The sequence below is a fragment of the Selenomonadales bacterium genome (genome assembly GCA_017442105.1).
GTDB lineage: Bacteria > Bacillota > Negativicutes > RGIG982 > RGIG982 > RGIG982.
In genome coordinates this window covers 15,584-27,429 of record JAFSAX010000051.1, presented here as the reverse complement: position 1 = coordinate 27,429, position 11,846 = coordinate 15,584, and the positions used below count along the sequence as shown (strand labels likewise).

At 46.9% G+C, this 11,846-nt stretch carries 19 protein-coding genes; 16 read left to right on the top strand and 3 right to left on the bottom strand.

The annotated features are described in order from the left end of the window. The first annotated feature begins 1 nt into the window (after position 1). The 12 genes from IJN28_02150 to ylqF all read left to right on the top strand — a co-directional run bounded on the left by IJN28_02150 (position 2) and on the right by ylqF (position 6,688). The gene (locus IJN28_02150; GenBank protein ID MBQ6712576.1) at positions 2–136 is read left to right on the top strand and encodes a hypothetical protein; all 135 of its coding nucleotides are present in this window, start codon (positions 2–4) and stop codon (positions 134–136) included. Between the two features lie 91 nt (positions 137–227). After that, positions 228–416 (top strand): hypothetical protein, encoded by a 189-nt coding sequence (locus IJN28_02145; GenBank protein MBQ6712575.1) that lies wholly within the window; start codon positions 228–230, stop codon positions 414–416. A gap of 147 nt (positions 417–563) precedes the next feature. Continuing rightward, on the top strand, positions 564–911 hold the full coding sequence (locus tag IJN28_02140) for a YlxM family DNA-binding protein (GenBank protein ID MBQ6712574.1): 348 nt from the start codon (positions 564–566) through the stop codon (positions 909–911). A gap of 1 nt (position 912) precedes the next feature. Further along, positions 913–2,262, top strand: coding sequence for a signal recognition particle protein (gene ffh, locus IJN28_02135; GenBank protein ID MBQ6712573.1), 1,350 nt, complete (start codon positions 913–915; stop codon positions 2,260–2,262). Between the two features lie 27 nt (positions 2,263–2,289). Then, on the top strand, positions 2,290–2,571 hold the full coding sequence (rpsP, locus tag IJN28_02130) for a 30S ribosomal protein S16 (protein ID MBQ6712572.1): 282 nt from the start codon (positions 2,290–2,292) through the stop codon (positions 2,569–2,571). A 5-nt stretch (positions 2,572–2,576) separates the two neighbouring features. Next, positions 2,577–2,804: a KH domain-containing protein gene (locus IJN28_02125; GenBank protein ID MBQ6712571.1), complete on the top strand. Its 228-nt coding sequence runs from the start codon at positions 2,577–2,579 to the stop codon at positions 2,802–2,804. A 17-nt stretch (positions 2,805–2,821) separates the two neighbouring features. Beyond that, the gene (locus IJN28_02120; protein MBQ6712570.1) at positions 2,822–3,229 is read left to right on the top strand and encodes a YlqD family protein; all 408 of its coding nucleotides are present in this window, start codon (positions 2,822–2,824) and stop codon (positions 3,227–3,229) included. Position 3,230: 1 nt separating this feature from the next. Further along, entirely contained in the window at positions 3,231–3,734 is a 504-nt protein-coding gene (gene rimM, locus IJN28_02115) for a 16S rRNA processing protein RimM (GenBank protein ID MBQ6712569.1), read from the top strand. Further along, positions 3,731–4,453: a tRNA (guanosine(37)-N1)-methyltransferase TrmD gene (trmD, locus tag IJN28_02110; protein MBQ6712568.1), complete on the top strand. Its 723-nt coding sequence runs from the start codon at positions 3,731–3,733 to the stop codon at positions 4,451–4,453. Before rimM ends, trmD begins: the two co-directional genes overlap by 4 nt. Before the next feature lie 192 nt (positions 4,454–4,645). Then, positions 4,646–4,987 carry a 50S ribosomal protein L19 gene (rplS, locus tag IJN28_02105; protein ID MBQ6712567.1) on the top strand — a complete coding sequence of 114 codons (342 nt, stop codon included), beginning with the start codon at positions 4,646–4,648 and terminating at the stop codon, positions 4,985–4,987. 74 nt (positions 4,988–5,061) lie between these two features. Continuing rightward, complete coding sequence (gene lepB, locus IJN28_02100) at positions 5,062–5,598, top strand: signal peptidase I (protein MBQ6712566.1); 537 nt, start codon at positions 5,062–5,064, stop codon at positions 5,596–5,598. Positions 5,599–5,743: 145 nt separating this feature from the next. Next, entirely contained in the window at positions 5,744–6,688 is a 945-nt protein-coding gene (gene ylqF, locus IJN28_02095; protein ID MBQ6712565.1) for a ribosome biogenesis GTPase YlqF, read from the top strand. Positions 6,689–6,743: 55 nt separating this feature from the next. On the opposite strand, the gene IJN28_02090 is transcribed toward ylqF, so the two are convergent. Genes IJN28_02090 through IJN28_02080 form a run of 3 tightly spaced genes read right to left on the bottom strand, consistent with a single transcriptional unit; the run spans position 6,744 to position 8,944 of the window. Beyond that, positions 6,744–7,664, bottom strand: coding sequence for a SufD family Fe-S cluster assembly protein (locus tag IJN28_02090; protein MBQ6712564.1), 921 nt, complete (start codon positions 7,662–7,664; stop codon positions 6,744–6,746). Continuing rightward, positions 7,664–8,398 carry an ATP-binding cassette domain-containing protein gene (locus IJN28_02085; GenBank protein ID MBQ6712563.1) on the bottom strand — a complete coding sequence of 245 codons (735 nt, stop codon included), beginning with the start codon at positions 8,396–8,398 and terminating at the stop codon, positions 7,664–7,666. Before IJN28_02085 ends, IJN28_02090 begins: the two co-directional genes overlap by 1 nt. 27 nt (positions 8,399–8,425) lie before the next feature. Next, complete coding sequence (locus IJN28_02080) at positions 8,426–8,944, bottom strand: O-acetyl-ADP-ribose deacetylase (protein MBQ6712562.1); 519 nt, start codon at positions 8,942–8,944, stop codon at positions 8,426–8,428. Between the two features lie 159 nt (positions 8,945–9,103). Between IJN28_02080 and IJN28_02075 the strand changes: the two genes are divergently transcribed. The 4 genes from IJN28_02075 to ruvB all read left to right on the top strand — a co-directional run bounded on the left by IJN28_02075 (position 9,104) and on the right by ruvB (position 11,841). After that, positions 9,104–9,634 (top strand): BofC C-terminal domain-containing protein, encoded by a 531-nt coding sequence (locus IJN28_02075; GenBank protein MBQ6712561.1) that lies wholly within the window; start codon positions 9,104–9,106, stop codon positions 9,632–9,634. A gap of 103 nt (positions 9,635–9,737) precedes the next feature. Further along, on the top strand, positions 9,738–10,232 hold the full coding sequence (ruvC, locus tag IJN28_02070; protein ID MBQ6712560.1) for a crossover junction endodeoxyribonuclease RuvC: 495 nt from the start codon (positions 9,738–9,740) through the stop codon (positions 10,230–10,232). After that, entirely contained in the window at positions 10,229–10,825 is a 597-nt protein-coding gene (ruvA, locus tag IJN28_02065) for a Holliday junction branch migration protein RuvA (protein MBQ6712559.1), read from the top strand. The genes ruvC and ruvA overlap by 4 nt, the downstream gene beginning before the upstream one ends. Before the next feature lie 5 nt (positions 10,826–10,830). After that, positions 10,831–11,841, top strand: coding sequence for a Holliday junction branch migration DNA helicase RuvB (gene ruvB, locus IJN28_02060; GenBank protein MBQ6712558.1), 1,011 nt, complete (start codon positions 10,831–10,833; stop codon positions 11,839–11,841). Positions 11,842–11,846: the final 5 nt, after the last annotated feature.

Genomic DNA, 11,846 nt, shown 5'->3' with positions numbered 1-11,846 from the left:
GATCTTATATCATGGTGTATCGCTCTCTGTTAGTCGGGAGGGGCTTGGAGAATACCGTGTGAAGCGGATATTGTCGACAGACCCTAATGATTTTCTTTCTTCCAAGATATATCCCGGTGCTGTGCTGAAAAGATGAGAAAAGCCTGTTGACCTTAGCAGGCTTTTCTTATTTATGGTGGGATTTATCGGGGCAAGTGTGGTATGATAAAAAAATAGGGGGAAATGATATGACGTTTACGATAGGATGGATCGCAACGTTTGGTATCGTCGTTTTAGGCGTCATGTTCGTGGCGGGCGGATTAGTCCATCTCAGCTCGCAAAGCGAAGACCGCAAAATGGAAAAAGTCGCACTTGACCGTACGATCAAACGAGAGCAGGAGAAATTCTTGCAAGCCAAAAAGAATCGAGCTAAATAAAAAGTGTCTTACACAAACAGACAAGAAAAATTTTTCAGGAAAATTTAAAATGACAAGGAAAAAAACTTGACACTGTAAAAGTATTGTATTATACTGCATAAGGTAGCCTTATGAGTGAGGCAAATTCATTCGTATGATGAGGTTTACATGCTGGATAAAGTATTGAAAATTGCATCGCTGATCGACTTTTACGGTGCGCTTTTGACCGATAAACAACGGCGATGTTTGGAACTTCATTATTTGGAAGATTGGTCATTGGCCGAGATCGCAGGTGAGTTTGAAGTGTCGCGTCAAGCAGTACACGATATTCTTCGCCGCTCGGAACAACTTTTGGTGAGTTATGAAGAGCGTCTTGGATTGATCGAGCGATATGCACGGATCGAAGCGTCTATCAAGGAGCTTGATGAATGTGTCAGTGCGCTCGATGAATGGCCGCAAAAAGAAATGATCACAGGAAAGATTCGATCTTTGATGAATGACTTTAAGGAGGGATAAGATGGTTTTTGAAGGTCTGGCCGAACGATTACAAAATACGTTTAAAAAACTGCGCGGGCATGGCAAGTTGTCGGAATCCGATGTCAACGACGCGATGCGCGAAGTTCGGATGGCACTTTTGGAAGCAGACGTTAACTTTAAAGTCGTAAAAGATTTTGTCAAACGCATCAAAGAGCGTGCTATTGGACAGGAAGTCATGAGCAGCTTGACACCTGCACAACACGTTATCAAGATCGTTAATGAAGAATTGACGGAATTGATGGGCGGTACGCAAAGTCGTATCATGATCTCGCCGAAACCTCCGACAGTTATCATGCTTGTCGGTCTTCAAGGGGCAGGTAAAACGACGACGGCAGGGAAGCTTGCTCGTATGCTCAAAAAGCAAGGCAAGAATCCGCTTTTGGTCGCAGGCGATATTTACCGTCCGGCAGCTATCAAACAGCTCCAGGTACTTGGGGAACAGCTTTCGATTCCTGTATTCTCGAAAGGACAAGATGTAAGTCCTGTACAGATTGCAGAAGAAGCGATCGCACACGCGAAATCGTATACGAATGATGTTGTAATTATCGATACCGCGGGTCGTTTACATATCAACGAGCAGTTGATGGACGAGCTGAAATCGATCAAAAGAACGGTTCAGCCGCATGAGGTACTTCTTGTTGTCGATGCGATGACAGGTCAGGATGCTGTCAATGTAGCAGAAGCGTTCAACAATGATCTTGGCGTAGACGGAACGATCCTTACAAAACTTGACGGGGACGCGCGCGGTGGTGCGGCGCTCTCGATCAAAGCGGTAACGGGATGTCCGATCAAATTCGCAGGTATGGGCGAAAAACTCGATGCACTCGAGCCGTTCCATCCCGACCGAATGGCATCGCGTATCCTTGGTATGGGTGATGTTCTGAGCTTGATCGAAAAAGCGCAGAGCACATTCGACATGGAACAAGCCGAAGAGCTTGAACGCAAGATGCGCAAGGATGATTTCACTCTTGATGATTTCCTTACGCAGATGCAGCAGGTTCGCAAATTGGGCTCGTTCGAGCAGATCTTAGGTATGATCCCGGGTATGGGCGGTATCAAGAAACAGCTCGGCGATATCGATTTCGACGGCAAAGAGATTCGTCAGATCGAAGCGATCATTCGCTCGATGACGCCGAAAGAGCGTCGCGATATCTCGATCATCAATGGCAGCCGACGCAAACGCATTGCGCTTGGCAGCGGTACGCGCGTACAAGATGTCAATAAGCTCTTGAAGCAATTCGGAGAGGCGCGTAAGATGATGAAAAAAATGCGTAGTATGAAAAACAGTAAACGAGGCCTTGGCGGCTTCAAATTACCGTTCATGAAATAAGGTTATTCTATAAAGGAGGTGAGTTGTGTGGCAGTAAAAATTCGTTTGGCACGTTTTGGTGCGAAAAAAAGCCCGTTCTACCGTGTTGTAGTTGCTGATTCGCGTTCCCCGCGTGACGGTCGTTTCGTAGAAATCATCGGTCAGTATGATTCCACGAAAACTCCGGCAATGATCAACATTGACGAAGAAAAAGCTTTCAAATGGCTTGCAAACGGCGCTCAGCCGACTGATACGGTTAAATCGTTGTTCAGCAAACTTGGTATCATGAAAAAATGGGATGAAATGAAAAGAAGCAAGAAAGAAGCGTGATAACCGTGAAGGAACTCGTTGAAGTGATTGCTAAATCTTTAGTGGAATATCCTGACCAAGTAACTGTTGAAGAGCGTGAAGATGGTGCAGTGACTGTATTCGAACTTCGGGTTGCCCCGTCGGATATGGGAAAGGTGATCGGCAAACAAGGCCGCATTGCCAAAGCCTTGCGCACAGTTATAAAAGCTGCTGCTGTTTGTGAAAACAAACAAGCAACGGTGGAAATCATTTAATTCAAAGGTGGGCTATCATGGACCGCATGACATTAAAATGTCCAGTCACCATTAAAGCAAAAGTTACCGATGAATTGAAACGCAAAATGATCGCAGAGATCCAGGACGGTATCAAAAAAGTCGACTTGGAGATCCAGCAGGTTGAGTTTCAAGGTAAAAGAATGTTGACTGAACAAGCCAAGGTAGATGCACAAGGGCTTCCTGCTCTGCGTCAGCAAATTGATATGGAACGCCAAAAACGACTCGACTTTAAAAATCATCTCTTGCAGCAATTGAAGGAAACGGAAGCGATCGAAAACGGCTCTGAAGTTGTTCAGGGCAAGCTCGAACGCCTCGTTGAGATCAAAGTAGGCGATGATATGCAAAGTATTATGAATGCTGAGATTTTGCTCGAAGACGGCAAGATCGTTGCATTCCGCAACTAGTATGCGAAATACATCTATAATAGTTGGAAAAATCGTTGCCCCGCACGGTGTGCGGGGTGATGTTCGTATTGTGCCGCTTACGGATAACCAAGAGCGTTTTTATGATTTGAAAGAACTTTGGTTGGACAACGGGTCGGTCCTTCCGATTCAATCGGTCAAAATGCACAATCAATATGTACTTATAAAATTCAAAGGGTATGATGATCGTACGGCAGTCGACGCACTGCGCGGTCAGATGCTCAGTATTCCGCGTGAACTGGCTGTTCCGCTTGGTGAAGATGAATATTACACAGCTGATATCATCGGCCTTGAGGTGTACCTCGAAAACGGTGATTATATTGGCAAGATCGTCAATATTATCGAAACAGGCAGTAATGATGTATATGTCGCGCAGAAAGGCAAAGAGCAGACGCTTATTCCTGCCTTGAAACGCGTTGTAAAATTGATCGACTTAAAAGCACAGAAAATGGTCGTTATCAAAGAGGAAGAGTTGGAAGTCAGATGAGATTTGATGTAATTACGTTGTTTCCCGAGATGATAGAAAGTGCGATGAATCACAGCGTTATCAAACGCGCGATGGAGAACGATCTCCTCGAGATCCATGCAACACAGCTTCGGGATTATGCGTACGATAAACATAAAATTGTCGATGACACGCCGTTTGGCGGTGGTGCCGGTATGTTGATGAAGCCGGAACCGTTCTTTCGTGCGGTAGAAGATATCGTGCAAAAGACTAACCTTTCGAACCGCCGCGTCATCTTGATGGCGCCGAGCGGAACAACGTTTGACCAAGCGAAATGTATCGAACTTGCGAAATATGATCAGCTCATTTTTTTGTGCGGTCACTACGAAGGTGTTGATGCACGTGTGCAGGAATATCTGGCAGACGAAGTGCTGTCGATCGGTGATTATGTATTAACAGGCGGAGAACTTCCTGCAATGGTCATCATGGATTCTGTTGCACGAAATATTGCAGGCGTGCTCGGGTCGGCCGACTCGGCACCGCAGGATTCGTTTTATGCGGGACTCCTCGAATATCCGCAGTATACCAGACCGCGCACATATGAAGGACACGATGTCCCCGATGTGCTGTTATCGGGCAATCATGCCGAGATCGAGAAGTGGAGACGGAAACAATCGCTTCTCATCACGCGCGAAAAACGCCCTGATCTGTTCGAAAAAATAGAACTTACGAAGCAGGATAAGAAGCTTCTCGGTGAATAAAATAAGTGAATTTTGGGTATATTGGACGTGAGGCATGAGCGGTGAAAATTTGCCAAAATTTATGCCGAAAACGGATGAAAAAAGCTTGAAAAATCACTTTGGCTTGTGTATAATACATAAGGGTAATGTAGATGGTCCGCTGTTTTTCGAAAAAGTGAAAGATAAGAACATCTAAAATAAGGAGGAAAACAAATGAATATTATTGAAGCATTGGAAAAAGAACAACTTCGCCAGGACATTCCGGCATTCAGACCGGGGGACACGGTTCGTGTACACGTTAAAGTTGTCGAAGGTAACCGTGAACGTATCCAGATGTTCGAAGGTGTTGTTATCAATCGTAAATCCAGCGGTGTTCGCGAAACTTTCACGGTTCGCAGAGTGTCCTACGGTATCGGCGTAGAACGTACGTTCCCGGTACATTCCCCGCGTTTGGAAAAAATTGATGTAGTTCGTCGCGGTATCGTTCGCCGTGCAAAACTCTACTACTTGAGAAACCTCACGGGTAAAGCTGCACGTATCAAAGAAAGACGATAAGCAGATGATAATGGGGACTGTTTCGACAGTCCCCGTTCTTATATCTAAAAGAAATCGTCAGGAAGGAAGTTATTATGAACAAACCCGAGTCCGGTGGTATCGGTACGCAGATCAAAGAATGGACGATCTCCATTTTGATCGCAGTCGTATTGGCTTGTTTTATTCGATTTTTTATCGTTGAGCTGTACTTGGTAGAGGGTCCGTCCATGTTACCGACCTTGGTCAGCCAAGAACGTCTTGTTGTTAATAAATTCATCTATCGTTTCCGTGAACCGGAACGTGGAGAGATCCTCGTATTTAAGTATCCGCGTGATCCGAAACGCGATTTTATCAAACGTGTTATCGGTGTCGAAGGTGATACGATCGAGATCAAAGACAACAAAGTCTATTTGAATGACGAATTATTGGACGAACCATATATTTTAGAACCGACTCTCAGCACCTTCCCGAAACGCACCATTCCGCGCGGTCATATCTTCGTTATGGGTGATAACCGTAACAACTCGGAGGACAGCCGTTTCCGTGGTGTAGGCTTCTTGCCGCTCGATATGGTCAAAGGGAAAGCGATGATGGTATTCTGGCCGCTTGACAGTATGAAAATGTTACCGTAAAACAAAATCGGCAGATATGTTCTGCCGATTTTTCTATTCACTATGACGATCCTCGTCGGTAGGCGATTTGATATAAATATGATATAATTAAACAATATATGACTATGATTTGGCAGATGCGGTTATCCGCACAAAGGAGGTACCCATGGCAGAAATCGAAAAGAAAAACAATTTAACGATACAATGGTTTCCCGGACATATGACGAAAGCACAGCGCATGATCAAGGAGAATTTGAAGCTCGTTGATGTTGTCATTGAACTTCTCGATGCGCGTATTCCTGTCAGCAGTTCCAACCCGATGATCGGCAGTCTTATTGAGAACAAGCCGAAAGTCATCGTTCTCAACAAAGCCGACTTGGCAGAAGAAGAGCATACAAAAGCGTGGATCGCTTGTTTCCGCCGTCAGGGTATCCCTGTCGTGGCGATCGATTCCATGACAGGCAAAGGTATCAAACAGCTTATTGCGCAGGTAGAAAAACTCGCCGCGGCAAAGATCAATCATCTGAAAGCCAAAGGCATCAAAGTACGTGCCGTTCGTGCGATGATCCTCGGTATTCCGAACGTAGGAAAATCGTCGCTCATCAATCGTTTGCAGGGCAGTGCTGTCGTAAAAACGGCTGACAAACCGGGCGTAACGCGCGGTAAACAATGGATCAAGATCAGCAAGACGCTTGAGCTTCTCGATACACCGGGGGTGCTCTGGCCGAAGTTCGAAGACCCTGAAAAAGGATTCCATCTTGCTGTCAGTGGTGCTATCAACGATGAAGTATATGACGGTGAGCTTTTGATGGAGCTCTTTGTTGATTATCTCCGCACAGAGTATCCCGAAAGATTGGCTGCGCGTTATAAATTGACGCTTCCGCTTCCCGAAACGGGCTACGAAGTCCTTGAAGCTATCGCGCGCAAACGCGGTTGTCTTCGTGCAGGCGGCAAGATCGATGATGAAAAAGTACGCAGACTTCTGCTTACCGAATTCCGCAGTGGTAAACTCGGTGGATTTACGCTTGATAAATGCAAGAGCGCAGTAGAGGAGAAGGCAGAAAAAACAACATCTACTGAAGTTGTTGCAACGGGACAAGAAGCCGAATAGGATAATAAGAAATATAAAAGCTGAACAGGAATTTCCTGTTCAGCTTTTGTGTTTCTTATTTCAAGAATCCGTTGACGATCTGCTGTTGTGCTTCTTCTTCGGTGAGGCCGAGCGTCATCAGTTTCATGATCTGTTCGCCTGCGATCTTACCGATAGCGGCTTCGTGGATGAGGCTGGCATCGATATGGTTGGCAACGATCTCAGGTTTGGCATGGACGATGGCGTTGTCCATGATGATGGCGTCACATTCGGTGTGGCCCATACATTTGTTGTTGCCGATGACGTTGGAAACAAAGTACTGCTTCGATTCGCCTTTGGCAACGGAACGCGATACGACATGCGTACTGCAATTTTCGCCGTCGAGATTGATGGTGAAGTCTGTTTTCGCATACTGTACACCGTCGGTGAGGAGTTTCTCTTTGACGATGAGCGTTGCGTTATCTTTAAGTGTAGCTTGTGTGTCACGTGTCGTGGAGTCTACGCCTTTGATCTGTACGGTGTCCATTTCCATGTAGCTGTCTTCGTCCATGTTGATGACAGTAACAGGGTTGAGGACGTTTTCACCGCGACCGTCTGCCGCGCCGTAATGTTTTTCGATATATTTGACACGTGCGTTCTTTTTGAGATAGAACGTGTGGATACCGTCATGCTGAGATTTGTTATCGCCGCAGTTGTGGATACCGCAGCCTGCGATGATGGTGATGTCGGTATCTTCGCCGATGAAGAAGTCGTTGTATACGAGGTCTTCGACGCCGCTTTCGGTGATGACGACAGGGATCATGACGACTTCGTTTTTTGTGCCCGGTTTGACGATGATGTCGATGCCCGGTTTGTCTGTTTTGTTTTCGATCTGAATGTTTTCTGTGGAGTTGCGTCCGCTGCAACCACAGTTGGAACGGATATTATATGCTGTGCCTGTTGGAACTTCGTCCATGTCGGCAACGATCTTCAAGATGTTTTTTGCGTTCTGATCCATTATTTTTTCCCCCTTTTCAGGCTGCAGCCGCAACCGTCTGCTCTGCGCATCAATTCAGGCATGATCTCTTCGTGCGTACCGCTCGATTGTACTTCACCGCCTGCAACGACGATGATGCGGTCGGCTACGTTGAGGATACGTTCTTGATGCGAGATGATCAAGATGGAACCTTCGTGCTTGTCATGGATGCGCTGGAATACGTCAATGAGGTTATTGAAGCTCCAAAGATCGATACCTGCTTCGGGCTCGTCGAAGATGGAAAGTGCTGTCTGTCTTGCAAGAACAGTCGCGATCTCGATGCGTTTGAGCTCACCGCCCGAGAGGCTGGCATTGACTTCGCGATTGATGTATTCGTTGGCACAAAGACCTACTTCGGAGAGGTAAGCACAAGCCTTGTCAACGGTCAATTCTTTGTTCTGACTTGCGAGCATAATGAGGTCTTTGACAGTAATGCCTTTAAAACGAACTGGCTGTTGGAGGGCAAAACCAAAACCAAGACGAGCACGCTCGGTGATGGAGTAGTCGGAGATGTCAACGCCATTAAAGAGGATCTGTCCCGACGTCTGTTTTTCGATACCCATGATGATCTTGGCGAGCGTCGATTTACCACTGCCGTTCGGGCCTGTAATAACGACGAGTTCGTTGTCGTTTAATGTCAAGTTGATATTTTTGAGAATATCTTTCTTACCGTTCTCTGTTTCTACTTGGAACGAAAGATTTTTCAATTCTAACATGGATTTTCCCACCTTATCTGATATTTCTTATGGAAGCTGTGTTTCGAGTTCCGTTTGATAGACTTCTTTCGTTACGGAATCAAACGCCGCTATGTAGACATGTTCGATCGTATCGTTTTCGTTTAAAAAATCGATTATCGTATAGAGTGCGATCGAGGCCGCTAATTCGAGCGGGAAGCGATACACTCCTGTACTGATCGACGGGAAAGCGATTGTCTTGCAATCGTGAGCGGCTGCAAGCGTAAGCGAATTGCGATAAGAGTTGGAGAGAAGTTCGGCTTCTCTGTTCGTACCGCCGCGCCATATCGGACCCGGTGTATGGATGACATACTGTGCGGGGAGCTGATAACCGCGTGTTATCTTTGCTTCGCCCGTTGGACAGCCGTTTAGACTGCGACATTCTTCAAGTAGTCTGGGACCTGCCGCGCGATGGATCGCACCATCGACACCACCACCGCCGAGCAGTGTTGTGTTGGCTGCGTTGACGATCGCGTCGACCGTCAGCGTTGTAATGTCGGCTTGTATGACTGAAATTCGCTTTTTCATAAATGCCTCCGAGTTTGCAATGCTATACATACCGAATAATTATATCATATTTTATGCTGTGTGTATATTACTGAAAGAATATTCTTCCGTAATTTGCTTTTCATGTATAAATATTTTGTATTTGCGCACGCTTGGTATAAGGAGGAAGGGGGCGAAAGGATGAAAAAGCAGTATGTTACGACCATTTTTTGCTTCTGTATGGTGATGTTTTCTCTATGGATGATGACAGGAAGTGTGGACAGGCCCGATGTTGATATGCCGATCGGGCAAACAAATGAGCGTGTCGGAGAAAATACGATGTTTGAGCAGACGATCTATTATCGGGATTGCAAGGAGTCGGAAGTGATGCGTGAGAAGGCATCGGCAAAAGTTATCGGCATGACGCGTGATGAGGTAGCAGAGCTTTATCATGAATGGCAGGTCACTTCGTTCGATAAGGATGTCGTTGCACTTAAGATCTCTGTTGACGATGTATGTAAGGAACATAAAAAAGAGCAGTTTGTAGGAGTGAGAAATGGTATCATAGGCATCTATTACGGAAAACAGAGCGGGAATGCTGTATTGAAGGAGGCTTTGGCGATCGACGAGGCGATGCTCGTAGAGCAAGTTAAGGAGGCGCTGAAAGTCGGTATCCCGTTTCAATCAGAGGAAGAAAAATTACGCATTCTGGAAGGACTAGAGGCACGGTGACACCGCGGAAAAAGCGGTGTTTTCTTTTTGTCAAAAGAAGGATTTGGCATGAAAGATGGGGAATAAATACGTTTAGGTTAAATGCAAGTAAGAGGAGAATTCTGTGTTAGCATTGGGTATAGACCCGGGGACAGCGATCTGCGGGTATGGATTGGTAGAATTAAGCGGAACAAGACTCAAGGCTGTTCATTATGGAGCGATCACGACACCTGCAAAGATGGCTCCCGAACAGCGATTGCTCCGAATACACGAAGAATTGAATCAACTGATAGCCGAGTATAAGCCCGATATCATTGGTGTAGAGCAATTGTTTTTTAACAGGAACGTAACGACAGCGATATCGGTCGGGCAGGCGCGCGGTGTGATACTATTGACGGCGGCGGAGAATGATGTGCCGATCAGAGAGTTCACACCACTTCAGGTCAAGCAGTCTGTTGTCGGTTACGGTAAGGCGACAAAAGAGCAGGTCATCTATATGGTGACGCGGCTCCTCAATCTGCCGAAGCCGCCGCATCCCGATGATGTGGCAGATGCGCTTGCAGTGGCTATCTGTACGACACACGCGGCAGACAGTCGGATGTGGGGAGGATCATTATGATAGGATATGTAGAAGGAACGATCAGTCATGCGTTTGCCGACTCGTGTTTTGTCAATGTCGGCGGTGTGGGATATCGCGTGTTTATCTCTGCATCGACGCGCAATCGCTTGAAGATCGGTCAACAGGCAAGACTGTTCACTTATTTGAGTGTGCGCGAAGATGCGATGATGTTATACGGATTTTTGTCGCAGGAAGAGTACGATCTTTTTATGCTGCTTACAGGGATATCGGGTATCGGGCCGAAGGTCGCGCTCGGTATTCTGTCTGCTATCGAACCGCAGGCGTTTTGTAAAGCGGTCGGTCAGAAACAGACGTCGGTGCTCGTAAAACTACCGGGTATCGGCAAAAAAACGGCAGAACGTATCATCGTAGAGCTGCATGATAAGCTTGGTCAGTTCTCTTCAAGTGAAGAGGAAGAGGTGACAGAAGAGTATACGGTAGGATCGGCAGACGAGATGACAGAAGTCGTGCAGGCTCTTGTCGGTCTTGGGTATACGCAGGCAGAAGTATTGCCTGTGGTCAAACGGTTTGATCTGTCACAGCCGATAGAGGTATTGATCAAACACGCTCTGCGTGAGTTTATGAAAGGGTAGAAGCGATGAACGAGGAAAGAATTGTCGCGGGCGGACAACTGGGAATGGACGAGTGGCAATACAGTTTGCGCCCGAAGCGATTGGCGGAGTATATCGGACAACGTCAAGCTAAAGAAAATTTAACAGTCTTCATTCAAGCGGCACTTGCGCGCAAGGAATCGCTCGACCATGTGCTTCTTTATGGTCCTCCGGGGCTCGGTAAGACAACGCTTGCGGCGATCATTGCCAATGAGATGGGCGTTAATTTCCGCGTGACGAGCGGGCCTGCGATCGAGCGGGCGGGCGATCTGGCAGCACTGCTCACAAATCTCAATGAAGGTGATGTGCTGTTTATCGACGAGATACATCGTTTGTCGCGCAATGTAGAAGAGGTGCTTTATTCCGCAATGGAAGATTATGCGCTCGATATCGTTATCGGCAAAGGACCGAGTGCACGTTCTATTCGTCTTGATCTCCAACCGTTCACGCTGATTGGGGCGACGACGAGAGCGGGTGCGCTGGCACCGCCGCTTCGTGACCGATTCGGTGTGATCTGTCGATTGGAATATTATCATCCCGATGAGCTTGTCTGTATCGTCAAACGTGCATCCGAGATCCTCGGTATCGATATTGAAGAACGCGGTGCCTATGAGATCGCCAAACGGTCGCGCGGAACGCCGCGTATTGCGAATCGTCTGTTGAAACGTGTACGTGATTTTGCTCAGGTCAAAGGAGACGGTATTATCACCGATGCGATCGCTGACTATGCGTTAGCACTTTTGGAAGTCGATAAGATCGGGCTTGATAAGATCGACCGTCGTGTACTTGAAACGATTATTCACAAATTCGGTGGTGGGCCTGTCGGTCTTGATACGCTTGCGGCCGCTATCAGCGAAGAAACGGCTACACTGGAAGATGTCTATGAGCCGTTCTTATTACAGCTGGGACTTATCAATCGGACGGCGCGTGGACGCGTCGCATCGCCTGCGGCATATCGCCATTTGGGAGTGCCGATGAAAGAGCCAGAAAAAGAGTGAGGATA